The 23,070-nt window shown below is 56.5% G+C and carries 25 protein-coding genes; 14 read left to right on the forward strand and 11 right to left on the reverse strand.

Annotation, left to right across the window (positions count from 1 at the left end):
- The first annotated feature begins 35 nt into the window (after window positions 1-35).
- Window positions 36-272, forward strand: coding sequence for a sulfurtransferase TusA family protein (locus tag E1180_RS17940; RefSeq protein WP_283404573.1), 237 nt, complete (start codon window positions 36-38; stop codon window positions 270-272).
- Between the two features lie 23 nt (window positions 273-295).
- On the opposite strand, the gene E1180_RS17945 is transcribed toward E1180_RS17940, so the two are convergent.
- Window positions 296-592 carry a 4a-hydroxytetrahydrobiopterin dehydratase gene (locus E1180_RS17945; RefSeq protein ID WP_155193281.1) on the reverse strand — a complete coding sequence of 99 codons (297 nt, stop codon included), beginning with the start codon at window positions 590-592 and terminating at the stop codon, window positions 296-298.
- Window positions 593-719: 127 nt separating this feature from the next.
- Between E1180_RS17945 and E1180_RS17950 the strand changes: the two genes are divergently transcribed.
- Both E1180_RS17950 and E1180_RS17955 read left to right on the forward strand, forming a co-directional pair.
- Window positions 720-1,181, forward strand: coding sequence for a low molecular weight protein-tyrosine-phosphatase (locus tag E1180_RS17950; RefSeq protein WP_155193283.1), 462 nt, complete (start codon window positions 720-722; stop codon window positions 1,179-1,181).
- Window positions 1,182-1,276: 95 nt separating this feature from the next.
- A complete protein-coding gene (locus tag E1180_RS17955) occupies window positions 1,277-1,561 on the forward strand; it encodes a hypothetical protein (protein WP_155193286.1) in 285 nt (94 codons plus the stop codon).
- 140 nt (window positions 1,562-1,701) lie between these two features.
- Here E1180_RS17955 and E1180_RS17960 read toward each other — a convergent pair whose 3' ends face one another.
- Complete coding sequence (locus E1180_RS17960) at window positions 1,702-2,559, reverse strand: phosphatase PAP2 family protein (protein WP_208997223.1); 858 nt, start codon at window positions 2,557-2,559, stop codon at window positions 1,702-1,704.
- A gap of 104 nt (window positions 2,560-2,663) precedes the next feature.
- Here E1180_RS17960 and E1180_RS17965 point away from each other — a divergent pair, with 104 nt between their 5' ends.
- Window positions 2,664-3,338: a 2-hydroxychromene-2-carboxylate isomerase gene (locus E1180_RS17965; protein WP_155193288.1), complete on the forward strand. Its 675-nt coding sequence runs from the start codon at window positions 2,664-2,666 to the stop codon at window positions 3,336-3,338.
- Here the strand turns inward: E1180_RS17965 and E1180_RS17970 are convergent, their stop codons facing one another.
- The gene (locus tag E1180_RS17970; RefSeq protein WP_155193291.1) at window positions 3,339-4,496 is read right to left on the reverse strand and encodes a hybrid sensor histidine kinase/response regulator; all 1,158 of its coding nucleotides are present in this window, start codon (window positions 4,494-4,496) and stop codon (window positions 3,339-3,341) included.
- 191 nt (window positions 4,497-4,687) lie between these two features.
- Between E1180_RS17970 and E1180_RS17975 the strand changes: the two genes are divergently transcribed.
- Window positions 4,688-5,653, forward strand: a complete 966-nt coding sequence (locus tag E1180_RS17975) for an AEC family transporter (protein WP_155193293.1) — start codon at window positions 4,688-4,690, stop codon at window positions 5,651-5,653.
- A 23-nt stretch (window positions 5,654-5,676) separates the two neighbouring features.
- On the opposite strand, the gene gluQRS is transcribed toward E1180_RS17975, so the two are convergent.
- Window positions 5,677-6,561, reverse strand: coding sequence for a tRNA glutamyl-Q(34) synthetase GluQRS (gluQRS, locus tag E1180_RS17980; RefSeq protein ID WP_155193295.1), 885 nt, complete (start codon window positions 6,559-6,561; stop codon window positions 5,677-5,679).
- A 134-nt stretch (window positions 6,562-6,695) separates the two neighbouring features.
- On the opposite strand from gluQRS, the gene E1180_RS17985 reads away from it, so the two are divergent.
- Together E1180_RS17985 and E1180_RS17990 are read left to right on the forward strand one after the other, a co-directional pair.
- Window positions 6,696-7,337 (forward strand): DNA-3-methyladenine glycosylase family protein, encoded by a 642-nt coding sequence (locus E1180_RS17985; protein ID WP_155193297.1) that lies wholly within the window; start codon window positions 6,696-6,698, stop codon window positions 7,335-7,337.
- Window positions 7,338-7,370: 33 nt separating this feature from the next.
- Window positions 7,371-8,000, forward strand: a complete 630-nt coding sequence (locus tag E1180_RS17990) for a hypothetical protein (RefSeq protein WP_196220639.1) — start codon at window positions 7,371-7,373, stop codon at window positions 7,998-8,000.
- 42 nt (window positions 8,001-8,042) lie between these two features.
- On the opposite strand, the gene E1180_RS17995 is transcribed toward E1180_RS17990, so the two are convergent.
- A complete protein-coding gene (locus E1180_RS17995) occupies window positions 8,043-8,825 on the reverse strand; it encodes an alpha/beta hydrolase (protein ID WP_155193300.1) in 783 nt (260 codons plus the stop codon).
- A gap of 85 nt (window positions 8,826-8,910) precedes the next feature.
- On the opposite strand from E1180_RS17995, the gene E1180_RS18000 reads away from it, so the two are divergent.
- Window positions 8,911-10,089 (forward strand): glycosyltransferase family 4 protein, encoded by a 1,179-nt coding sequence (locus E1180_RS18000; protein ID WP_244314111.1) that lies wholly within the window; start codon window positions 8,911-8,913, stop codon window positions 10,087-10,089.
- A gap of 133 nt (window positions 10,090-10,222) precedes the next feature.
- On the opposite strand, the gene E1180_RS18005 is transcribed toward E1180_RS18000, so the two are convergent.
- The 4 genes from E1180_RS18005 to E1180_RS18020 all read right to left on the reverse strand — a co-directional run bounded on the left by E1180_RS18005 (window position 10,223) and on the right by E1180_RS18020 (window position 14,918).
- On the reverse strand, window positions 10,223-12,187 hold the full coding sequence (locus E1180_RS18005; RefSeq protein ID WP_155193303.1) for a methyl-accepting chemotaxis protein: 1,965 nt from the start codon (window positions 12,185-12,187) through the stop codon (window positions 10,223-10,225).
- A 255-nt stretch (window positions 12,188-12,442) separates the two neighbouring features.
- The gene (thpR, locus tag E1180_RS18010) at window positions 12,443-12,979 is read right to left on the reverse strand and encodes an RNA 2',3'-cyclic phosphodiesterase (RefSeq protein ID WP_155193305.1); all 537 of its coding nucleotides are present in this window, start codon (window positions 12,977-12,979) and stop codon (window positions 12,443-12,445) included.
- 204 nt (window positions 12,980-13,183) lie between these two features.
- Complete coding sequence (locus tag E1180_RS18015; protein WP_155193307.1) at window positions 13,184-14,236, reverse strand: NADP(H)-dependent aldo-keto reductase; 1,053 nt, start codon at window positions 14,234-14,236, stop codon at window positions 13,184-13,186.
- Window positions 14,237-14,288: 52 nt separating this feature from the next.
- Window positions 14,289-14,918 (reverse strand): arylesterase, encoded by a 630-nt coding sequence (locus E1180_RS18020; protein WP_283404574.1) that lies wholly within the window; start codon window positions 14,916-14,918, stop codon window positions 14,289-14,291.
- Window positions 14,919-15,050: 132 nt separating this feature from the next.
- Between E1180_RS18020 and E1180_RS18025 the strand changes: the two genes are divergently transcribed.
- From E1180_RS18025 to E1180_RS18040, 4 genes are all read left to right on the forward strand, one after another.
- Entirely contained in the window at window positions 15,051-15,764 is a 714-nt protein-coding gene (locus tag E1180_RS18025) for an ABC transporter ATP-binding protein (RefSeq protein WP_155193308.1), read from the forward strand.
- Window positions 15,761-18,346: an ABC transporter permease gene (locus E1180_RS18030; protein WP_155193310.1), complete on the forward strand. Its 2,586-nt coding sequence runs from the start codon at window positions 15,761-15,763 to the stop codon at window positions 18,344-18,346. The genes E1180_RS18025 and E1180_RS18030 overlap by 4 nt, the downstream gene beginning before the upstream one ends.
- Before the next feature lie 150 nt (window positions 18,347-18,496).
- Window positions 18,497-19,270, forward strand: coding sequence for a hypothetical protein (locus E1180_RS18035; protein WP_155193312.1), 774 nt, complete (start codon window positions 18,497-18,499; stop codon window positions 19,268-19,270).
- A 167-nt stretch (window positions 19,271-19,437) separates the two neighbouring features.
- On the forward strand, window positions 19,438-20,202 hold the full coding sequence (locus E1180_RS18040; protein WP_155193314.1) for a Bax inhibitor-1/YccA family protein: 765 nt from the start codon (window positions 19,438-19,440) through the stop codon (window positions 20,200-20,202).
- Between the two features lie 96 nt (window positions 20,203-20,298).
- Here the strand turns inward: E1180_RS18040 and E1180_RS18045 are convergent, their stop codons facing one another.
- Complete coding sequence (locus E1180_RS18045) at window positions 20,299-20,700, reverse strand: DUF2794 domain-containing protein (RefSeq protein WP_155193315.1); 402 nt, start codon at window positions 20,698-20,700, stop codon at window positions 20,299-20,301.
- 562 nt (window positions 20,701-21,262) lie between these two features.
- Here E1180_RS18045 and E1180_RS18050 point away from each other — a divergent pair.
- Window positions 21,263-21,784, forward strand: a complete 522-nt coding sequence (locus E1180_RS18050; protein WP_208997224.1) for a GNAT family N-acetyltransferase — start codon at window positions 21,263-21,265, stop codon at window positions 21,782-21,784.
- 3 nt (window positions 21,785-21,787) lie between these two features.
- On the opposite strand, the gene E1180_RS18055 is transcribed toward E1180_RS18050, so the two are convergent.
- Window positions 21,788-22,336 carry a hypothetical protein gene (locus tag E1180_RS18055; RefSeq protein WP_208997225.1) on the reverse strand — a complete coding sequence of 183 codons (549 nt, stop codon included), beginning with the start codon at window positions 22,334-22,336 and terminating at the stop codon, window positions 21,788-21,790.
- Between the two features lie 167 nt (window positions 22,337-22,503).
- On the opposite strand from E1180_RS18055, the gene ppa reads away from it, so the two are divergent.
- Window positions 22,504-23,043: an inorganic diphosphatase gene (gene ppa, locus E1180_RS18060; protein ID WP_155193316.1), complete on the forward strand. Its 540-nt coding sequence runs from the start codon at window positions 22,504-22,506 to the stop codon at window positions 23,041-23,043.
- Window positions 23,044-23,070 lie beyond the last annotated feature (27 nt).

Genomic DNA, 23,070 nt, shown 5'->3' on the forward strand with positions numbered 1-23,070 from the left:
ATTTTGCAACAATCTGCCGGCAGATGGATAAGACCGTGACAGCAACCACACTCGATCTGAAGGGGTTGAAATGCCCGCTCCCGGTCCTGAAGACCCGCAAGGCATTGACTGCGCTGAAGGCAGGTGACGAACTGGTCGTACTCACCACGGACCCAATGGCAGAAATCGACATTCCGCATTTTTGTAATGAGAACGGTCATGCCCTTGAAGCGGCGGAAAGAACGGAAGCCGGACACGCCTTCCGGATCCGCAAGGGAAGTACCGCCAGCTAAAGAGAAAGCCTTGGCTAAAAGGGTTAACGGTGCTGCGCAATCCGGTCAATCTCAGCAGCCAGCTTGAGATCCAAGACACTAATACCGCCGACATCATGGGTCGCAAGCGTGATGTCCACCGTTCGGTAGACATTGGACCATTCGGGATGGTGATCCATTTTTTCAGCGATGAGGGCCACCCGCGTCATGAAGGCGAAGGCCTCCGTGAAATCCTGAAACTTGAACGACTTCTGAATGGCTTCCCGCCCGGAGCAAAGATGCCATTCCGTCAGCTGGGAAAGTCCAGCAGCCCGGTCTTCCGGCTTTAATCGTTCTACCATATCCAGCTCCCCGTAGGTTTTCCGGTGATCATCTGATACTCCGGTTGAATGACACTCTAACGGCAGGAAGAGGTCGTCGCAGAAGAACCTTGCATTTGAACCACTCCCAGCCCCCGGATCGTGCTTAATGACGACATCTATTCTTTTTGTATGCCTTGGCAATATCTGCCGCTCACCGCTCGCTGAGGGAATTTTCGGTTCGGTTTCAAACCAGATAGCGCCCAACCAACGCTTTGAGATCGATTCCGCGGGGACAGGTGCCTGGCATCAAGGCAATCCACCAGACCGGCGCTCAATAGCTGTCGCAGCACGCTATGGCATCGACATCAGCCAGCAGCGTGCAAGACAGATTAAGCCCGCAGACTTTTCACGTTTTGATCTGATCGTGGCGATGGACCGGGACAATCTCGCAACACTTCACGCGCGCAACCCGTCTGAAGGCCCGCGGATCCGGCTGTTGCTCACGGAACCGGATCAAGACGTGCCGGACCCCTATTATGGTGGCGGTGATGGCTTCGAAACAGTCTACCGGATGATTGAGAACGGCTGCCACAAGCTTGTGCGCGCCATCGAAAGTGGCCGTCTCTGAAAGAAATAAGTGCCAAGCCATGTCCGGCGTTCATAAATCCGTATCCTGGCATGCGGTATTGGTTCGGACGAAACAATCTATCATATGGCGCTCACATGAAAGTCCTATGGTGGTCGGTTGCAGCCCTGATGATTTTGCTCGGCCTTCTGACCGTTTGGCTGCCCATTCCGACCGGTGTGCCACTGATGGCTCTTGGGCTGGTGGTGGTCATAGCAACAAGCCGCAAGGCTGCACGGTTGCTGCGTAACAGGCGCCGGTCCACGCCTTATCTAAATGGCGCGTTCACATGGGTTGAAGATCGATCGCCCTTGCGGTTCGCCCGCATCTTGAAACGCACGCGCCCACGCCGAAAAAATCCGGATGCAACTCCAAACGAATAAGATGGGTCCCACGGGGTTCAACGCTCGCTGTGTGAGAATAGGGACTTCAGAGCTATGGCTGACGAACCCAATTGAATTTGGGTGCGCAGAGGCTGCCAGAGTACGCGCACTTTAAAGAACCCGATCTGTTAGGGAGCAGATCAGTGCGCTGAAAAAACCTGAACAATCCGGCGATGCCCGCGTTTCATGCCGGCTCCAATTGCCTGGACAAGTGCGTACAGGCGGCGTCCGTTCACCGTAAACCACTGGTCCAGCCGTTGATCCGTCACGAGAGGCGGCACCCGTTTGAACAAGAGATGGTAAACAGCCAGGATCACAAGCAATGTCACACCCCAGGAAATCAGGGTATCGGACAGGAAGTGCCCGCCAAATGCGACCCGGTTTACCGAAAGGATAAGACACAAGGGCAGGACAAACGCCAAGACAGCCTTGCGCCAGGTTTGCGGCACAAGAAATACAACTGCAATCAGCCACATCCCGGCTGATGCTTCGCCTGAGACAAATGAGCAGTTCCTGTCGCAATGATCTGTAATTTTCCAGACCGGCTGAAACGGCAGATCACCGCCAAACTCTTCGACCGATCGCGGCCGGGGCCGCCCCCAGTTGTCTTTCAGGATCGCATTCACCACGATACCAGGGCCTAAGATCAGTGTGCTGAGCAAAAACAAGGGTTGCCTTAAGGGTAAAATCGGAGGCAGTCCAGGAAGGAGGAGTTTCAAGAGCAGAATGGCAACGCATGCAAGTGCGATTGATTTGACCAGGAAGGGACCGAGATGCCTCACTTTTTGGAGGAATGGCATATTTTGTGCCGCAAAGCCCGACCCATCAAAATAGAAAAAACTGCTCGCCCAGAGGTCAACAGCTGGAAAAATCAGAAAAAAGCCCGAGACCACAGTGATATAGAGGACGACAGCAACCATCGGATGCGCCGTGCACCACGTCACGGTCTTGCGCAGGAATGGCTTCTGGCTAGGTTGATGTTGAGCAGTGTTTTTCATGGCTGCTCTTTAGCGTATCCGGTGAACCGTTCCAATCATTTCCGGTCATGCAGAGGTTGAGAAATGAACGTTTCCGGTGACGATTCCGACAAGATGGTTTTTCCATGAATGGCTCGACCGAAATACTACAAGGTGAAATTGAGCAGCAATCCCAGAGACAAAGTGGGCCTGTCCTGGAATTCTGGTTCGAATTTGCCTCGACCTATAGTTATCTTTCGGCAATGCGGATTGAGACGCTTGCCCAAGACGCCGGGCTAACGGTCGCATGGCGGCCGTTCCTGCTCGGCCCGATCTTTAAAAAGCACGGCTGGTCTACGTCCCCCTTTAATCTTTATCCCGCAAAGGGCCTTTACATGTGGCGGGACATGGAACGGGAATGCGAAAAATACGGGCTTCCGTTGAGAATGCCCGTCCCCTTTCCCCAAAACAGTCTTTTGGCCGCCCGCCTCGCCTTTGCCGGACAGGCTTCTCCCTGGATCGGACAGTTTGTGCGGAGTGTTTTCATGGCCGAGTTTGGCCAGGGGGAAGACATCAGCGATCCCGCTCTCTTGTCCGCACTTCTCATGGAAGCGGGAGCCCCTGCGAAGGACATGATGGCAAGAGCCGAAGCACCGGAAACGAAGGCAGGGCTCAGGACATGTGTCACTGAGGCCGAGAAACGCGGAATTTTCGGCGCGCCGAGCTTTGTTGCTTCTGACGGCGATCTGTTTTGGGGCAACGACCGCCTAGAAGATTCAATCGCCGCAGCCGCAAAGCTTGCCGGTCCGGGCAAAAAATGATCAGGACCGTCCCCGGCGAAAGCCTGAGAGCGTGTCATATAACAGACTTGGCGAAAGAGGTTTCGCCAGAACGTCCTGAAACCCGACTTTCTTGAGACGCTGGTCGCCAACGGTTTCAAGAGCAGCCGTGACAGCAACAAGCGGCAGATCATCAGCTGACTTGAACGTACGCAGCTCCTCGGCGGTTTCCAGTCCGCTCATACCTGGCATATGAAGGTCGAGGAAAACCGCGTCGTAGTCTCCCGCCCGCACCAGTCCAATGGCTTGTTCCCCAGAGCGGGCAGTGTCCGCGGTGGCGCCGAAAGATTCCAGCAACGCGGATAAAAGCCTGCAATTGGTCTCATTGTCGTCAACGATCAGAACATGACACGGCAATTGTTCCGGGGGCTCCCGACCAGCTTCTCCATTCCGCTCAGGCACGTCTGCCGCATCATCCGATAGCAGACCGACTGGAATATGGATCTCAAATCGGCTGCCACCATCATCCGGCTGCCGTAATTCCAGCTGGCCACCCATCTCGTGGGTCAACTCCGCAGCCCCCCACAAACCCAGCCCAGACCCCGGCGCCGTTGCAAGACCGTGCTCTCCCCTGGCAAAGGGCTGGAAGAGCTGCCCCTGTTCATCGCTGGTAATGCCAGGCCCTTTGTCGGTAACGCTGACGCAAATCCACTGCTGATCTAGCTGCGGCTCGGAGCCATTTGCTACCCCGCCTCCCGTCCGCAGGTCGGCGGAAACAATGACCGTTCCGCTTCCGGTGTACTTGATGGCATTGTCCAGCAGGGTCATCACGACGCGGCGCAGATTCGCTTCAAAGGTCGTCGTTGCTCTTTTGGCCCCCTCAGCCAGGTCGAGGATGAGGCGCAAGCCCTTGGCCTTCGCCGAAACGGCGAAAAGATCGGTACATTCCCCCAAAATCGCCGCAACTCTGCACTCTGCCGGCTGCGGGTCAGCGGCCGGACTGGCGGTCTGAATGAGCTCCCCGGTCATATGGGTGAGCGCATCGATGGATTTGATGAGAATGGAGATCTGGTCTTTTTGAGTGTCGGTGAGCGGACTGCGTTCAATCAATTCTGCAGTGAGCCGCATGGCCGCCAGAGGGGTTCGCAGATCGTGAGCTAGTAGCGCCAACTTGACGCTGTCCTCGTTCTGATCCGCCATACGGCAAAGCCCTTCCCACCTGTTTTACGGTCAACAGCACTTGCAAGCTCAAAACAGACAAGCCACTGTAACCTTAGCCGTGCTTACCTCGAAGGGCGGGCGCTGTCTATCTTTGCGCCTTTTCGTTGCATCCGCACGCGGCTCCCTCCAGAGCTTTCTTTCCCGCCGTCAGAACCTGACCGGACCCGGACATGTTTGCGAACACTCTTACGATCGTTGCCCCTGTCTTCCTGCTCATTGGTATTGGGTATAGTCTGGCGCGCATAGGGGTTCTCGACCAGTCTATTGCCTCGGCACTTGGCGATTTTGTTTACATCATCGCCATTCCGGTTCTCATTTTCCGGACCCTGATCAATGCTGATCTTACAGGAGGCCTTCCCTGGGCTCTGTGGGCAACCTACTTCCTTGGCATCTTTGCGACGTGGTTTATCGGCAATGTAATTATCCGCAAAGGCTTTGGGCGCGATGCGCGAGCCGGTGCCATCGGCGGGATCTCGGCCTCCTTTGCCAATACGATCATGGTCGGCCTCCCCTTGATCGGAGCCGTCTACGGCGATGAAGGGCTGGTTCCCCTCCTTCTAATTATCTCTGTTCACCTCGCCTTGATGACGGTTTTGATGGCAATTGTCATGGAGCGGGCAGCTGCGGTGGACCGGAATGATCAGAGCCCACCGGTATTGAAAATGGTCGCGGGCGCGGCGCAAAGCCTCGTCAAGAACCCCTTGGTGCTCACGATCGTTGCCGCATTCATCTGGCGTATGACCGGCTGGAGCATCCCCACGATTGGACAGGACGTGCTGAACCGGATCGGCGCGACGGCCCTGCCGCTCGCCCTTCTGTCGCTGGGGATGAGCCTGGTACAGTATGGGGTGCGCGGCAACGTTCTTCCAGGTTTAATACTGAGCGGTTTGAAAATCTTCTTTATGCCGGCCGTCGTCTTTTCCGCTGGATACTTCCTGTTTCAGCTGCCGCCGCTCTGGATCGCGGTCGCCACGCTCACCGCTGCTTGTCCCACCGGGATCAATGCATACATCTTCGCCAACAGATACGGCACTGGCCACGCCATGTCTGCTAACGCGATCACCGCAACAACGTTGTGTGCGATCTTAACGACGAGCTTATGGGTCTGGCTGCTGGATTTGTGGCTCGGGGTCTGACACTTGACATAACCCCGAACGAGTTAAAGACCCAACAGGCGGCGCAAACCGCTATGGCCGAGACCGGCGCTGCGAAGAGCCCGCAAACTCGTATCCTGATTGCATTTTGAAAGCTTCCGACCGTCTTCCGCCAGTATGAGCCGATGGTGACGATAGCGGGGCTGCGGTAGCCCGAGCAGCTGTTGCAGAACACGGTGAACGCTGGTCGCCTCAAAAAGATCCTTGCCTCTGAGCACGTCCGTTACGCCTTGACGTGCGTCGTCCACGACAACGGCCAGGTGATAACTGGCCGGAGTGTCCTTGCGTGCGAGGATGACGTCTCCCCATGCGTCGGCGTTGGCTGTTTGGGCATAAGGGGCGGCGAACAAATCTGGCCCTTCGGACCCGTATTCATTCCAGGTGAGGTCGCTTCCGACAAGAGCAAGCGCCCTTGTCATATCCAGCCGCAAGGCAAAGGCAGCATCGCTGCTGGACCGCTCTTTGAGGTCGTCAGGTGACAGGACAGCTGCATCGCCGGGATATCGGGGCGCCCCATCCGGATCACGGGGCCAGATCTGGCCGCCGGCTTCATAGTCGCTCACGAAGCGTTTGATTTCAGCGCGGGTCAGGTAGGCCGGATAGACGAGGCCAAGATCCTGCAGCCGTTCCAAAGCCGCCCGGTAATGCGGAAAACACTCCGATTGCCGGATAACCGGGCCATCAATCGGAACCCCGAGCCAGTCCAGGTCCTCGATCATGTCCGCTTCCAAAACGGGAGTGCACCGAGTCTGGTCGATATCTTCGATGCGAAGCAGGAACTGACCGCTCAAGGCAACGGACGCGCGGACGTTCAAGAGCGCCGACAGCGCGTGCCCGAGATGGAGATGCCCATTTGGCGATGGCGCAAAACGGAAAACGGGCGCTGTCATTGCAAAGACCGGCATCCTTGGTTGACGGACAGTGTTTTAAGGTACAGGACCGAATCATCAGACCCAATCCAAACGCCGATCTTGGTATCATTCCGCAAGTCGAGCACAAGGCTCAACGGCACGATGGACGCCATATGACCCCGATTACCACAGAAGACGACGTAAAAACGGGCCTTACCAGCCTCTTGAAGCTAGACCCGCGTCTGTCGGACATTGCCCGTGCCGCCGGCCCCCTTCCGCTCCGGCGGCGCGCTGCCGACTTCGAGGGTCTCACCCACATCATCACCGGGCAACAGGTATCCGTTGCGAGCGCATCTGCAATCTTTTCGCGCCTAAAGGAGCGTGTTCAGCCCATGACGCCTCAGACTTTGGCTGCCCACTCCGATGAAAGTCTGGCCCAAGCAGGCCTGTCACGCCCGAAAATCCGCACACTCCGGGCCGTTGCAGAGGCTTGCGCAAACGGTCTGGATCTGACTGCGCTGGCAACAGCGCCCGCTGATACCGCCCATGCGGAGCTGTGCAAAATCAAAGGTATCGGACGATGGACTGCCGACATCTTTCTTCTGTTTTGCGCCGGTCATCCGGATGTTTTCCCGAGCGGCGACCTCGCCCTGCAGACTGCGGTCAAGGACGCCTTGAAGCTCCCGGAACGGGCGGACCCGAAAACACTTGATGGCATTGCCGCTGACTGGTCCCCTTACCGGGGCATTGCTGCAAGGCTTTTTTGGGCCTGGTACCGGGTGCAGAAGCAAGGAAAAGCGACACTGCCGGTCTAATACCAACCTCAACAAACAAGACACGATCTGACCGTGTTTCTTGCGATTGGTATAACGATCCCGGCAATCATGTCCCGTAAAGACTTTTGGGCTTACCTTTCTTGCAAACAGTCCCGGTTAGGAGAAGTGACGGTGATATCAACAATTCGGGTTTTGGTGGTCCTGATCCTGTTTCCATTCGGACCGGCATTTGCAAACGAACCACTTTCAGCCTCTGACAATAGATGGGCCCGGATGAGCGACCTGTGTCAGCGACAACTTGAACTAACCGCAGACCAGTGCAGTTGTATTTTCAGCAAGTCCTTCGAAACCAGGCTCTCCAATGTGGATCTGTCTTTTTATTATGGCGGGCAAAACGAAAAGCTCTCCGCAGAAGCGCTCTCAACACTTGACAACTTACGCCGAACCTGTACCCAGCCGGACACCGTCGGCACCACCTCCTCCGGACCATCGCAGCACACGGCACTTTGCGAGAGCAAAAGCAACATGGACCCTCCCCGCTGCAGCTGTTTTCTCCGAAAGGCTGAAGCTTCAAACTATGCGGCCAATGACATTGAGATGTTTCTGCGCGGACGGGCTTCGAAAGTGAGCGAATTTAGCCTTTATACAGAGATGACGATCCATCTTCTGGATTGCGAAAAAGAAGTCATTCGCGGCCAATAAGTTCGTCCGGTCAAGTATCCTTCGCGCTCGCGTCCGCAGACTTTAAATATCGACAGCAGAGATCATTGACGCGAGCGAACGCGTCAGCAGATCAATATCCTCGGGGCGGGACAACCGGTGGTCACCGTCCGGAACAAGAGACAAGGTGACATCGTCTAGGGGCAGATGCTGCACAAGGCGCTGCGCATGCTCGACCGGCACATCCGGGTCGAGAGCGCCTTGGAGAATAGCGACGGGAATTCCCAGATGCAGCGGTTTCTGAAACAGCAAATGCTGACGGCCATCCTCGATGAGCCTGCGTGTGATGACATACGGATCATCGCTGTATTCCGAGGGCTGAGCCCAGCGGCCATCCCTTAGAATCGTCTCACGGATCTCGTCCGTAAAGCGTTGTTTCCACATAAGCTCTTCTGTGAAGTCAACAGCCGGAGCGATCAGCACAAGGCCTTTGACCCGGTTGCTTGCCTTGCGGCTGAGAGCAAGCAGCAGTGCGATCCACCCGCCCATGGAGGACCCGACCAGCACGGCTCCTTGCGGGCAGAAGCGATCGAAGACAGCTTCCGCTTCTTCCAGCCAATCGGAGACACAAGCGTCTTCGAAAGCTCCTCCAGACTGCCCATGCCCCGAATAGTCGAACCTTATGACAGCGCGCACTTCCTTTTTGCCAAACGCCGCCAGCGCCTGCGCTTTGGACCCGGTCATGACGGATTTGAAACCGGACAGCCACAAGAAGGCCGGACCACGCCCCGCCTCTTCCAAAACCGCGATATCGCGCTCACAACCGGATTTTCCGGCCCGGATGAATTGCGGTTCCTGCCCACCCATATTATGGCTTCCGTGTTGTTATCCCGTGTCCGGCGCCCGTTTGACACACCACTCCGATTTTGAAAACCCCGCTTGGAGGTCCGCCTTGGCCGCTTTGCCACCCGCCACCACCATTTTGCAGGTGATCCCGGATCTCAACTCGGGCGGCGCCGAACGGACCACTGTCGATGTAGCCAGGGCAATCACGGACGCTGGTGGCGTCGCGGTTGTGGCAAGTCAGGGTGGGCAAATGGTCGCCGAGCTTGAAGCCGTCGGCGCCGAACACATCACGTTACCGCTGAAATCCAAAAACCCCGTGACACTTTGGAAAAACCGGGGAAGTCTGATTGAGCTGATCGCGCGCCGGAAAGTGACCCTGGTTCATGCCCGGAGCCGCGCTCCAGCCTGGTCGGCCCTCATGGCGGCACGGCACGCGAAAGTGCCCTTCGTTACCACCTATCACGGTACCTATAACCAGAAGAACGCGCTCAAAGGCCTGTATAACTCGGTCATGGCGCGCGGGGATCAGGTGATCGCCAACTCTCATTTCATCGCCAGGCTGATCCGCGAGCGGCATCCCTTCGCGGCACAGCGGATCACCGTGATTCAGCGCGGGTCTGATCTGAAAGCACTTGACCCGGACAATGTCAGCCGTCTGCGCCAGCAGGCCCTTAAGGACAGCTGGGGTATCCCGAACGGGCATCCGATCATCCTCAACATGGCCCGTCTCACGGCCTGGAAGGGCCAGAAGGTCCTCATCGAGGCCATGGCACTGCTCAAGGATACCTGCACCAGCTCACCTATCGCGATCCTCGCAGGTGATGCCCAGGGACGGGAGGGATACCTTGCGGATCTCAAGGCATTGATCGCAGATCATGGCTTGCAACATGCTGTTCGCCTTGTCGGGCATTGCTCCGATGTGCCCGCCGCCCTAGCGCTCTCCGACATCTCGGTTGTCGCTTCCGTCGAACCGGAAGCCTTTGGCAGGGCCGCTGTAGAAGCACAGGCAGCACGTGTTCCTGTCATTGTATCTGATCTCGGCGCTGTTCCTGAAACGGTTCTTGCTCCGCCGGATACCGACGAACAGGAACGGACCGGCTGGCGGGTACCGCCGGGCGAACCGGAAGCCTTGGCCGATGCCATCCGGCGGGTGCTTGCCCTTGATCTTGACGCTCAAAAAAAACTGAAGGACCGGGCGCTTGCTCATGTCCGCCAGAACTTTTCCGTCAATGTCATGTGCGCGCGAACGCTGGACGTCTACGCCCGTTTGCTCCAGCCAGCCTAGGTCACTTATGAGTTGGTGATCTGGTGCATCAGACGTTTAGCTGGATATCCCAGCGATGTTCTGACACTTTCAAATCGAGGCCAATTTTTCCCTAGCCGACAGGAGCCACGTTTTTGTCCGGGAGGGAATTACTCTAGGCCGCCCGGATTTGATCCAGGAACCGCGCCACTTCCTCACGCAGCAGTTCAGACTGCTGCGACAAGTCATTAATGCTCCCCTGGACTTCACGGGTCGCGCCGCTGGACTCAACCGAACCGTCCTTCACAATCTGGATCGTATCGGACACATCGCGCGTACCGCTTGCCGCCTGGGCCACGTTTTCGGCAACACTTTGCGTTGTTGCGCCTTGCTCTTCCATTGCGGCAGCAATAGCCGAGGATGACTGTTCGAGATCGCGGATCACTTCTCCGATCTTGCCAATCGAGCCTACCGCGGTTTTTGTCTCGGATTGAATTTCCGTCACAAGCTGGGAGATGCTCTCGGTGGCTTTCGCCGTCTCGTTTGCCAGCGCCTTCACTTCACTTGCAACAACCGCAAATCCCTTCCCGGCTTCACCGGCTCGCGCGGATTCGATGGTCGCATTAAGCGCCAGAAGATTGGTTTGCTCGGCAATGTCGGAAATCATCGAGATAACTTCACCGATCCGGTCTGCCATGGACGCAAGGCTGTCCATCTGGTCGGCCGTCTGGGCAACGTCCTTGGCCGCATTTTTCGAAGATTCCGAGGCCCGTATGACCTGTTGATTGATCTCACTGATCGAAGCTGTCATTTCCTCGGTCGCGGCCGCGACTACCTCGACGTTGTGCGTCGTCTGGGAAGAGGCCGAGGCAGCGTTTTCGGCACGCTCACTGGTGCTCTGAGACACTCTGGAGAGTGTCATGGCGTTCTGGTCAAGGCTCGCCGCTGCGGCGGAAACGCGCTGAACAATGGCACCGACCGTCGAATCGAATTGATTGGCCAGATTATCCATCATCGCACGCTTTTCCGCCTCGGACCGCGCAGCCAAGTCCTTTTGCTCAGCTTCAAGCTCTGCCGTTCTGAGCAGATTGGAGCGGAACACTTCCACAGCACGGGCAATCGAACCGATTTCATTTTTCCGGTCTGTGTAATGAACATCCACATCAGTGTTACCGCCCGACAAGTCCCGCATGGTTGCGGTGAGATCATTGATCGGCCGAGTGATAGACCGGCCAATCAGCCAGCCGATCCCTATCGCGAGGACAAGGGAGATCCCGGACACGGTGAGGCTCATACGTTGGGACGACTTTTCAGCGGTCGCAAGCGCAGCACTCGCAGCCTGCTTGCCGAGATAGGCAGCTTCGGACAGGGCCGACCATGCCGGCGCAATCTGGGTATATGTCTCGTTGATCGCGTCCCGGGTCGCGACGATTTCCTTTGATTTTTGCGCGAACTCGCCAAAGGAAGACTGATAAGTATCCAGAAGCGCAGAGATTTCCATCTTGTCCGCCTCCGGCATGTCCGTTGTTGCCAGCAAGTCTGCAAATTCAGCGCGGCGGTCATCGATCCGCCCGATGTACTTGTCGTCGCCGCGCAACATGAAGTCTTTCTCATGGCGGCGCATCATCAACATCTTCACTGTAAGAGCATCAAGATTGGCGGCCTTGAGCTTCTCCTCAACCTCATGGACTGCTGACCTCAGCTGGCCTTTCAGTCCGCTGTTTTCATCGACACCCATCGCGACCTGGTGGCTGGTAAGAACGTCGAACTGGGCTTTATGCGATCCAAGAATGCCCCGCAGCGCTTCAATCTCTGCAGAAACCGGCGCGGATTGCGGCTTTGCAGCGACGTCCTCGAGATTTGAAAGCGCCTCGTTATATTCCGTGTTGTACGTCTCGATCGTGCCCGCATCCGATGTCAGCAGAAACTCTTTTTGAGCCGTTTGCATGTTTTGCGCATGGGCTTGAACCTGCGACACCTTGAAGTCCATCTGCGAGTATTCGGCGAGATTTTCGATTTCGGAGGAAACGATCCGCTGCGTGTAATACGACGTGCCAAGAAGGACTGTAATTGCGATAACTGCGATTGCGGACAAACCGCCAACACGCGCCGAGATCCTTAGATCGGAGATGAATTTCATAGCTTTCTCATACCACCCATGTAGTCGCCCACGCCCGGGCGAAGGCATGTCACAGATATGAGGCAAGGCCCTTAAGAAAAATTTACGCTAAGGAAGTAAATGCAGGAAATACATTGTTTCCACACGTGAATAATCAACAAAATAGTGCAATTATTTACTGCACAATTTTCGGTATATATTTGTTAGCCGGATAAGCTACTTGGCAACCGAAATCCGATCCAACAGACCGGATCGCCAAACGGCGCACCAAGGTTGCTAGGCGGCAAGGGGGTAGGCCTCTTCCACGAGATAGGGTCCGCCACCGATACTCGAGCGCGACGAAAACAGCACAAACCGGCCCGCGATAAATGGCGGTGCCTGAAAGTTGCCGCGCTCGCTCAACCACTTGGCGACATCCTCATTGCTTGAGGTCTTGCAGCGGGCCAAGGTCACATGAGGCACATATTTCCGGCGTTCCGGCGCAAGTTTCAAACGTTGTATGATGCGCTCTTGCTCAGCCTGCAGTTCTGCCAGTTGCGCCGTCGGGTCAACACGGGCCCAAACCGCATGGGGCTTGCCGTTGCCGAAAGACCCGAGCCCGTTCAACCGTATTTCCACCGGCTCCCGGCGGATCCGGTCAAGCCCGGCAGCAACTTCATATGCTGTCCGGTCATCGATATCGCCAATAAAACGTAAGGTGATGTGGTAGTTTTCCGTATCAATCCAGCGGGCGCCCCGAAGGCCTCCCCGAAGCATCGAAAGCATGAGCGCCGTCTGTGACGGGATCTCAAGGCCTGTAAAAAGGCGCGGCATGGAGTAACCCTCCGCTTGTCGCTGACATTTCCATCAGGAATCAACTGTGTGAAAATCGCAAGACAATTCTCTAAGCCATTAAGTTCACTGTAGATTTTCAATTTCAAACAAGAACGGCCGGCCACAGGAAAACCCGCAGCCAGCCCATATCACGTTAGTGATTCTCAAAAAGGCAAAAATATTCAGAAACTTAGTGGAGAAACTCTAAGGCGCCGGGTTGCCGAACTCCTGGTGCAGGGCATCGATCTTGTCCAAAAGATCCGGGCTCAAGGTAATATCCGCTGCACCGATATCGGTTTCCAACTGCTCCATGCGTGTTGCACCGAGAATGACCGACGTCATGAAACTGCGTGACATGGCATGCGCGATGGCCATTTGCGATGGATCGAGCCCCGCCTCTTTGGCAAGATCAACATAAGCATTGACCGCCTGAAGCGTTCTTGGGTGTTCGTATCTCTGAAGCCGGTCAAACAAGGTCTTCCGGGACCCGGCTGGCAATGCGCCGTCTCTGTATTTGCCGGTCAGATAGCCTTGAGCAAGAACCGAATACGCAAGCAAGCCGACATCTTCGCGCCGGGCCACTTCGGCAAGGCCCGTTTCAAAGGTCCTGTTTACAAGCGAATAGGCATTCTGGATCGAAACAATACGCGGTAAATTCAAACGCTCTGACGCAGCCACGAACCGCATCGTCCCCCAAGCACTCTCGTTTGAGATACCGATGTGTCGAATCTTCCCAGCCTTGACCAGGTCTGCAAGTATCTCGAGCGTTGATTCAATGCTGTTTTCACCGGCAACCGGATCAACATCAGACCACCGGGTCGGATTTGATCCAAACCCGGAGACGGCTCTGTCCGGCCAGTGAATCTGATAAAGGTCGATGTAATCGGTCTCCAGATTCTTAAGGCTCCGGTCAACCGCGAACTCGATCTGGTCCCGGGACAATTCACCGGTCTTGCCGTTTTCACGGAACCAATCCATCACGGTCCGGCCAACCACCTTGGTTGCCATGACCACTTTGTCCCGGTTCCCGGTTTTTTTGAACCACGCCCCGATAATCCTCTCTGTCCGGCCTTGCGTCTCTTTTTTCGGAGGGATCGGATAAAGTTCGGCGGCATCGAAAAAATTGATGCCTTTGTCCAGGGCATAGTCCATTTGCGCATGACCTTCCGCCTCGGAGTTCTGTTCTCCAAAGGTCATGGTACCAAGGCAGAGGGCGCTCACATGCACGTCTGTGCGGCCAAGACGGCGCTGTTCCATCAGGCATTCCTTATTTTTATCGGTAGCTAAAGCAGGTTGCCGGAGCGACCCGTCAGGATGATTTGGCTTTGTCCAGCAGGGCTTCCACGGTCGGCAATATCCTATCAACGATGACCGCCACACCGTCTGCGTTCGGGTGAATACCGTCCGCAAGGTTCAAATCCGGGTCAAGGGCAACACCGTCCAGAAAGAACGGATAGTAAAGTGCACCGAACTCGCCTGCCACATCGCCGTAAATAGGATCAAAGGCTTCAGCGTAATCGGCGCCAAGATTGCGTGGCGCCAGCATACCGGCAATCAAGACTTCGACCCCGCGTTCGTTCAGCCGTTTGGTGATTTCCGTGAGATTGCTCCGGGTGGTTTCCGGCGGCAACCCGCGCAGCGCATCATTTGCGCCAAGCTCGACGATCACCGCATCCGCATCCGGACCGACCGACCAGTCCAGCCTCGATAAACCGCCGGATGTTGTATCCCCGGAGACGCCTGCATTCACGACCTCGACCGAATGCCCCCGCTCATCGAGCGCACGCTGCAGCTGCTCGGGAAACCCCTCACCGGCGGCAAGCTGATATCCGGCGGATAGACTGTCCCCCAGAACCACGAGCTTCAAATCGGCCGCAATGGCCGCTGCCGGGGCATATAACAGGCCAATCAGGCCGAACACGGCTAAATATCTCTTCACGCTTACACTCTTTCAATCAGGACCGGGACTGGAAGAGACCGGCCGATAGGCCCATATGGTCACCCAGTGTTTGATTGTCGAGGGTGTAAAACCGCCCTGCCGACCGGCGCAAGTTATGACAAAGGCCGCAGAATGACAAAACAACCCGCGATCGCTCTGAAGAATGTGCATCTGACATTGGGCGACGGTGCCGGCAGGGTGCATATCCTTAAAGGGATCGATCTCAACATCAACAAGGGGACATCCGTCGGGCTCGTCGGCCCATCCGGATCCGGCAAGTCGACACTGCTGATGGTGATGGCCGGATTGGAGCGCGCGGACGACGGCAGTGTTAGTGTCGCCGGTTCCGAACTGGGTCCGTTGAGCGAAGACCAGCTGGCCCAATTCCGGGGGCGCAACGTTGGAATCATTTTCCAGTCATTCCACCTTGTTCCGAACATGACCGCTCTGGAAAACGTAGCCGTTCCGCTGGAACTGGCCGGTGATGCGGCTGCATTCGACAAAGCAGCCGCCGAACTTGAAGCTGTCGGTCTCGGCCACAGGCTGCATCACTACCCGGCACAGATGTCGGGCGGAGAACAACAGCGCGTGGCCGTTGCCCGGGCGCTTGTGGTGGAGCCGGAAATCTTGATTGCGGATGAACCAACAGGAAACCTCGACGACACAACCGGGACCCAAATCGTTGAGCTGATGTTCGGAGCCCAGCGGGAGCGTGGCACCACGCTCGTTCTTGTCACCCATGACCCGGCGCTTGCAGCAAAATGCGACCGGATGATTCGGGTGCGTTCGGGCACAATTGAGGAAGATCAGCTGGCTGAACCAGCCCAGCGTGAGGCCACCGCATGAGCGGGTTTGTTGCCGGGCCACCAAACGCGGGTAATCAGACATTCAGACTTGCTATTAGGTTCGCCCTGCGCGAATTGCGCGGCGGCCTGAAGGGCTTTTACATTTTCATTGCCTGTATTGCCCTTGGCGTCGCCGCGATTGCCGGTGTCACATCGGTTTCCCGGGCGCTGACAGACGGCATTTCGCAAGAGGGCCAAGCGATCCTGGGCGGCGACCTCTCCTTTTCCCGGATCCACCGCCAGGCGGAACCGGACGAACGCGCCTACATAGCCGCGCTCGGAGACACCTCTGAAATTGCCACTCTGCGCGCAATGGCAAGACGGATCGATACCGGAGACCAGGCCCTTGTCGAACTGAAAGCAGTAGACAGTATTTACCCGCTGTATGGGTCCGTGCAGCTGCAATCCGGCCAACCGCTCGAACAGGCACTCGCGCGGCAACAGGACGGAACTTGGGGCGCAGTCGCAGAACTCGCCCTGCTCGCACGGCTCGACGCAAAAGTCGGTGATCAGATCAATCTCGGACGCTCGGCCGTCACGATTACCGATGTATTGGACGTCGAACCTGACAAGCTTTCTAGCGGCATGGAGTTCGGCCCGCGGTTGATGATTTCCAACGATGCGGTCGGTGCAACGGATCTTGTTCAACCGGGAAGTCTTGTGCGCTGGCATTACCGGGTCCGCATGGATCCTGCACCCGGCATGGAAGCGGTCGACGCATTGGAAGATGACATCGAGGCGACGGACATTGGCGCTGAATGGCGTGTCCGCTCAAAGGCCAATGCATCGCCGGGCCTTCAGCGCAGCATTGGCCAGTTCGCGCAGTTCCTGACCCTCGTCGGCCTGACGGCTCTTGTCGTTGGCGGTGTTGGCGTCGCCAATGCGATCCGGGCATTTTTGGAAACGAAACGGGAGGTCATCGCCAGCTTCAAGTGTTTGGGCGCGACCGGCGGGTTTGTTTTTCAGATTTACCTTGTACAGATGCTGGCCCTGGCGCTTATCGGGATCGCTATTGGCCTGGTCATCGGCGCCGTTATCCCATTTGTCGCCGGGATTGCCTTGTCCGGTGTTCTGCCGATCAAACTTGCGGCGAGCATTTATCCTGCCGAACTTGGCCTTGGGCTTCTTTATGGTCTGTTGACCGCACTTGCTTTTGCCCTTTGGCCACTTGGACGGGCCCACGATGTGCCACCAACAGCGCTTTTCCGAGATATCGTCAGCCAGGGCCCGAAATGGCCCCGAAAGCGCTATCTGGCTGCCACCGGACTGACTGTCACCGGTCTGGCCGCCATCGCGATTTTTCTGTCCCATGACAAGTTCATGGCAACGGTCTACATCGCTGCATCCGCGGGTGCATATGTGTTGCTGGTTGCGGTTGCCCGATTGATCATGGCAGCGGCAAAACGCATGCCCCCGGTCAGGTCGACCGAATTGCGGCTGGCCATCGCGAATATTCATAGGCCCGGTTCACTGACGCCTTCGGTCGTCCTGTCTCTCGGCCTCGGCCTGTCGCTGCTCGTCGCGCTTGCCCTGATTGATGGCAACTTGCGCCGCGAATTGACGACAAGCATTGCCGGGGAAGCACCGAGCTTTTTCTTCGTCGACATTCAAAGCCATGAAAGAGATGCTTTCGAGGCGCTGCTGCGCACTGAAGCGCCAGAAAGCGAACTTCAAAGCGTGCCCATGCTGCGCGGGCGGATTGTCAGCCTGAACGGTATCCTTTCATCAGAATACGTTCCGGCAAAGGAAGGCTCCGGCTGGATCCTGCGCGGCGACCGGGGCATCACATATGATGCAAATCTGCCGGAAAACTCAGACCTTGCCGTCGGCGACTGGTGGCCGGAAGACTATTCCGGCAAGCCTCTGGTGTCATTTGATGCAGAAGCGGCAGAGGAACTCGGGCTCGAGATCGGTGACGAGCTCACAGTGAACGTGCTCGGACGTGAAATCACCGCTGAAATCGCCAACCTGCGCAACATCGAGTGGCAATCGCTTGCGATCAATTTCGTCATGGTGTTTTCGCCCAACACTTTCGCCGGAGCCCCGCATGCAAATCTCATGACCCTCGGCTGGGACCAGGATGTATCGCCGGAGAAAGAGCTCTCGCTCTTGAAAATCGTGTCGAACGAATTCCCCACTGTTACGGCAGTGCGGGTGAAAGACGCCATTTCCCAGGTCAATGACCTGGTCGCACAGCTGGCATGGGCGATCCGCGGTGCCTCCTCGATCACGCTGATCGCCAGTGTCCTTGTTCTTGCAGGCGCACTGGCCGCAGGGCACCGGAGCCGGATCTATGATGCGGTCATTCTCAAGACCCTCGGTGCGACACGGACACGGCTCATTCTCGCCTACGGTCTCGAATATGCGATCCTCGGGCTGAGCACAGCCTTGTTCGCTCTGGTCGCGGGCGGGGTCTCCGCCTGGTATGTCATCAGCCAGATAATGGGTGGAACATTTGTCCTGATGCCGGTGACAGCTGCGGGCGCCGCACTGGCCGCCCTGGTTTTGACTGTCGGGTTCGGTCTGATTGGCACGTGGCGGATTCTGGGCGAAAAACCCGCCCCCGTCCTCAGAAATCTATGAGTAAACCAATGAATACGATAAATGCCGGAAAAACTCTGACTTGATGAAACACTTTTTCTGACGGTCTTCAGCCCCACACAACTTGCATGACGTTTTGTTCTTGGCTATCCGGAAAGATAGTCTGGGTGAGTATGCAAAGGGGTCGAACTCATGAAATCAGTTAATATCAAATCATTCTTCAAAAAAATTGCGACCGCCGCGGCATTGACCGCTGCAACTACCCTTTCTTTGACTTCGGTCGCGCAAGCCGAAAGTCCCTTCCACACGGGTGTTTGGCAGCTCAACACCGCAGACGGTCCCCGGGGCTTGGTGGTCAGCGACTGGCTGGTCTTTGAAGACGGGCTTCCGAAACGCTGGCTCTATCGCCGCGCAGGTACCAATGATGCCAACCAGTTCGACTTTTTCACCCGCACGCTTGGCGACAGCGGCTACACGCCGGTAGGCATTCGCGTTTACCGGACCGGCGAACACTCCATGAAGTACACGGTGGCACCAAAGGGTGAAGAAGCGTTTGAAGTGACGGCGGAGCGCCTGTCTATTCCGAATTATAAAAATTCCTGCCTTTCGGTGGAAGGCAAGGGCAAACGCTTCTTCGGAAACTGGGTCGGGACCGCAAGCTCCGATCTAGACCGCTTGAACCTGTCCCGCAGCAAACTGACAATCGATGGCGAAAGCCGTGATGTAACGGTGGAGCAGGTCCGCGTCGGACGCATGGGCATAACGGAAAACGGAAAACCAATCGGTTTCTTTACGGACGCAGGTGGTGACTATGCCGTTCTCCAGCTGTTCAAACCGGGTGTGACTGACGCGCAAATGCGCGACCAAGAGCGTGAAATTCTGGATTTCGCTTCCGAACAGGTTGTCCGTAATCCAGGCGGCGACTGCGACCGTCAGATTGCGTCCCGGCTGAAGGCGATGAAGTAACAACCTTCTTAATCATACGGGCGAAAACAGCGGGCCCGGCCAAAAACATTACGATTTTTTCAGAAAAACCATCTTGTGCTTGGGTCCGTACTTTCCCATATGTTGTGGGAGTTGTGTTGCATGTAATGTCACATGCAATGTCTTACTAGAAGGGGATTAACACGACCATGTCGACCTTTGACCGTCAATCTCAAGGCACCTACACGGTCGCCGGCACACGCGCCGAGGCCGGCATCGATGAGGGCCTGCGCGCCTACATGCTAGGCGTTTACAACTACATGACGCTGGGCCTCGCGCTGACCGGCTTCCTGGCTATCGGTACCTACATGATGGCCGTCGTCACGAATGACGCCGGACAGGTGGTCGGCCTGACAGCCCTTGGCAACGCCCTTTATGGAAGCCCGCTGAAGTGGGTGGTCATGCTGGCGCCGCTCGGTCTGGTGATGTGGCTTTCCTTCCGCATCCAGTCCATGAGCGCCTCCTCTGCACGTGCTATGTTCCTGGTTTACGCGGCCATCATGGGGATCTCACTGTCGTCTATTTTCCTGGTCTTCACAGGCGGGTCGATTGCGCGCGTGTTCTTTATCACGGCAGCATCGTTTGGCGCCTTGAGCATCTTCGGTTACACAACCAAAAAAGACCTGTCCGGATGGGGCAACTTCCTGTTCATGGGTCTGATCGGTATCGTCATCGCATCGCTGGTCAACATCTTCCTGGGATCCAGCGCGCTTCAGTTCGCAATTTCCGTGATCGGTGTTCTGGTCTTCGCCGGCCTGACGGCTTACGACACACAGCAGATCAAGGAAATGTACTACGAAGGCGATGGTCACGAAGTGGCGACCAAAAAGTCTGTTATGGGTGCGCTGCGCCTGTACCTCGACTTCATCAACCTGTTCCTGATGCTGCTGCAGCTGTTCGGCAACCGCGAATAAGCGCCAGATAAAGGCCAAAGACAAAAGCCCGGCCATCGTGCCGGGCTTTTTTGTGAGTCTCATCGGGACAGGTTTTGCAGCCGCACAAGCAGCGGATTACGCGCCGACGACCCGAAGATGCTTCTTCTTTTCCAAAACACGCAAGACCTGAGACAAATCGTGCCCTCGTTTGAGGACCATCCCGCCGGTTGCCACGACCGAGTAGGCGCCTTGCCGACGGGCAAGCTTGGGATCCTTCTCGATCCGGTAAAGCGGCATTTCGGATGAACGCCGGAAAACCGAAAATACGGCCTTTTCCTTGAGAAGGTCGATGGCATAGTCACGCCACTCACCGTCAGCGACCATCCGCCCATAGAGGCGCAAAATTGTGTCAAGTTCTCTGCGATTGAAAGAAACGACAGAATTCGGAGGGGAAGCTGGCGGGGCGCTTGCCTGAGAAACAAGGCTCGTGCTCAGACCTGCCGCCTGCTGCGACGCGTTCTCATCGGCTTCGCTCATTCCGCCTCCATAATGCCTGCGCCGGTGCCCGGAAGTGGCTTTCATACAGCGCCCCGACCGTCACCTGTTTGTCATGATGCGTCGCCTTTGTCCCTTTTGGCAAGTAAGGCTGTTCATAACGGGTCCTGCCGGCCCAAGATGCGCGCAGATAGACCGGCTGCAGATGAACCGGCTCAAATTTACCGTTGCGGAACTTTGCCCGCAAACAATGACTAAAATTCCATGATTTCGCCGCATTCCAGCCCTTGGCCAGCCATTTTGAATATCCATATTATCCTCATACCCTGATGGGAAAGATTGGCGTTCACTTCGGAATGCATTAGCCCCCCAGCCCCCCGGAGGCGGCCGTCAGTCTTCCAGATTTAATGAGTCAAACGTCAGGGCAACTGAAGGGCCGGCTTTAAGCCGGCCCTTTTCACGTTCAGACCTTCCCAAGCATTGGCAACGCATTGTCATAAAAGCCAAGGTCCCGGCAGCCTTCTTCAAATTCTGAGACAAGCACCGCATTTCGGCTTCCCTGTTGCACCGCCTGATGTATCCTCATGGGGCTATGATGACCGACATGCTCAATCTACGCGCGGCACAGACCACGGATTGCGAGGCGCTCGCCGGGATCCATAACGAAGCTTGGCTTGGCGCCTACCGCGGTGTCCTGAACGGTCTGGATCTTCAGAAACTGATCTCCCGCCGGAGCGAGCCCTGGTGGCAAGGCGCGCTGGCACGGGGCGTGAATATTCAGATCCTGGCCGTCAGCGAAACTCCCGCGGGCTACGCGACCTTCGGGCCATGCCGCCTGAAGGCAACCGGCATGGAAGGCGAAATTTACGAGCTTTATTTGAAGCCCGAGTATCAGGGCCTTGGATTTGGCCGAGCACTTTTCGAACATGTGCGTACGACCCTGGCCAATCGCTCCCTGTCCGGTCTTGCAATTCAAGTCCTGTCCGAAAACGAACCCGCAAGAGCGTTTTACAGGGCAATGGGAGGCAGCAGGAGCGGGACATCCTGGTATAAGATCGGCAGCCGACGTCTAGAGATATCGATCTACACCTGGCCTGACCGGTCACATCAGACTCGTGCGGACTGATTGCTACTGATCAGCCAGCACGCCGGGATCGCCCAAAACGAGCGGCGGTCCGGAGCACATCAACTTGCCTCCCATCTGGTCCGCCGCCTCTCTGGCGATGCCGTTGGCATGCGGATTCAGGCGGGCATCAATCATGGCAATTTGGCATGTGAACCCACCCGGACGGTATTGTGTCACGATCAGGACACTCCCCGTCGATCCATCCTCAAGACTGGGAAACCAGCGCAGGATCGTGGCAAACGGAATTCCATCCTTTAAGCGCCATTCCAGCACGTCATTGACTGTATTGAAGCTGGGAAGGGTCTGCGCGGCGGCAGGTTCATTTTGCGCCTCCGGCCCGAAAGACACAAACATCCGCAGATCCCCTTCGGCAACATACACCGGGATCCCGTTGTACCCTTCGCAAATCCAGGAGCCGCCAAACGTTCCCGGCTCATCTTCCGGCGGGACTTCCAAAACCGTACATTGATCAAGGTTGATCTTGGTGTATGTGCTCGAAATTTCTGCACTCGCCGCCGGTGGCACTGCAATCGCCATTGCGGCTGCAAACAAGCCGGCGCTCCAAAAACCTTTCTGGCAAGCAGCAAGCATTTGCGTTTCTCCTGGCCGCACCTCTTCATAGACGCACGTTCACCATTTGGGTGCAACGCAAAATTAAGGGCTTGAACTTCGTCGGCGGGATTGTCATAGACGCTGCAAGATCAACAGGAGCTCTCAAGATGCGTATTGACGCCGTGCCGATTGGCAAGAACCCGCCGGAAGACATCAACGTCATTATCGAAGTCTCTGTCGGCGGTGAACCGATCAAGTACGAGATGGATAAAGAAGCCGGTGCGATGTATGTCGACCGCTTCCTGTACACACCGATGCGCTATCCGGGCAATTACGGCTTTGTTCCGCACACATTGTGCGGCGACGGCGATCCGATTGATGTGGTTGTTGTCAATCAGCGGCCGATCGTACCCGGCGCCATCATGAATTGCCGCCCGATTGGCGTTCTTCTGATGGAAGACGAGTCCGGCCAGGATGAAAAAATCATTGCTGTCCCGACCCACAAACTGACCAAGCGCTACGACAATATCAACGACATCAGTGACCTGCCGGAAATCACGATTGCGCAAGTGAAGCACTTCTTCGAGCACTATAAGGATCTTGAGCCCGGTAAATGGGTCAAGGTGACCGGTGTCGAAGGAGCGGAAGCGGCAAAACGCATGATCGCTGAATCAATTGAGCGCGCCCAGAAGGCAGCGGCTGAGTAACTCCAGCGAGCGATGACAAACAACAGG

Origin of the sequence: Roseibium denhamense, from assembly GCF_009711415.1 — a bacterium.
Classification (GTDB): domain Bacteria; phylum Pseudomonadota; class Alphaproteobacteria; order Rhizobiales; family Stappiaceae; genus Roseibium; species Roseibium denhamense.

Bases quoted from the DNA above. Each gene is read 5' to 3' on its own strand.
- E1180_RS17965 (WP_155193288.1), top strand. From the start codon at position 2,664: ATGAATGGCTCGACCGAAATACTACAAGGTGAAATTGAGCAGCAATCC.
- E1180_RS17975 (WP_155193293.1), top strand. From the start codon at position 4,688: ATGTTTGCGAACACTCTTACGATCGTTGCCCCTGTCTTCCTGCTCATT.
- E1180_RS18025 (WP_155193308.1), top strand. From the start codon at position 15,051: ATGACAAAACAACCCGCGATCGCTCTGAAGAATGTGCATCTGACATTG.
- E1180_RS18050 (WP_208997224.1), top strand. From the start codon at position 21,263: ATGCTCAATCTACGCGCGGCACAGACCACGGATTGCGAGGCGCTCGCC.
- E1180_RS17945 (WP_155193281.1), bottom strand. From the start codon at position 592: ATGGTAGAACGATTAAAGCCGGAAGACCGGGCTGCTGGACTTTCCCAG.
- E1180_RS18035 (WP_155193312.1), top strand. From the start codon at position 18,497: ATGAAATCAGTTAATATCAAATCATTCTTCAAAAAAATTGCGACCGCC.
- E1180_RS18015 (WP_155193307.1), bottom strand. From the start codon at position 14,236: ATGGAACAGCGCCGTCTTGGCCGCACAGACGTGCATGTGAGCGCCCTC.
- E1180_RS17995 (WP_155193300.1), bottom strand. From the start codon at position 8,825: ATGGGTGGGCAGGAACCGCAATTCATCCGGGCCGGAAAATCCGGTTGT.
- E1180_RS17970 (WP_155193291.1), bottom strand. From the start codon at position 4,496: ATGGCGGATCAGAACGAGGACAGCGTCAAGTTGGCGCTACTAGCTCAC.
- E1180_RS18030 (WP_155193310.1), top strand. From the start codon at position 15,761: ATGAGCGGGTTTGTTGCCGGGCCACCAAACGCGGGTAATCAGACATTC.
- E1180_RS18005 (WP_155193303.1), bottom strand. From the start codon at position 12,187: ATGAAATTCATCTCCGATCTAAGGATCTCGGCGCGTGTTGGCGGTTTG.
- E1180_RS18040 (WP_155193314.1), top strand. From the start codon at position 19,438: ATGTCGACCTTTGACCGTCAATCTCAAGGCACCTACACGGTCGCCGGC.
- E1180_RS17985 (WP_155193297.1), top strand. From the start codon at position 6,696: ATGACCCCGATTACCACAGAAGACGACGTAAAAACGGGCCTTACCAGC.
- thpR (WP_155193305.1), bottom strand. From the start codon at position 12,979: ATGCCGCGCCTTTTTACAGGCCTTGAGATCCCGTCACAGACGGCGCTC.
- E1180_RS17960 (WP_208997223.1), bottom strand. From the start codon at position 2,559: ATGAAAAACACTGCTCAACATCAACCTAGCCAGAAGCCATTCCTGCGC.
- ppa (WP_155193316.1), top strand. From the start codon at position 22,504: ATGCGTATTGACGCCGTGCCGATTGGCAAGAACCCGCCGGAAGACATC.
- E1180_RS18045 (WP_155193315.1), bottom strand. From the start codon at position 20,700: ATGAGCGAAGCCGATGAGAACGCGTCGCAGCAGGCGGCAGGTCTGAGC.
- gluQRS (WP_155193295.1), bottom strand. From the start codon at position 6,561: ATGACAGCGCCCGTTTTCCGTTTTGCGCCATCGCCAAATGGGCATCTC.
- E1180_RS17950 (WP_155193283.1), top strand. From the start codon at position 720: ATGACGACATCTATTCTTTTTGTATGCCTTGGCAATATCTGCCGCTCA.
- E1180_RS17955 (WP_155193286.1), top strand. From the start codon at position 1,277: ATGAAAGTCCTATGGTGGTCGGTTGCAGCCCTGATGATTTTGCTCGGC.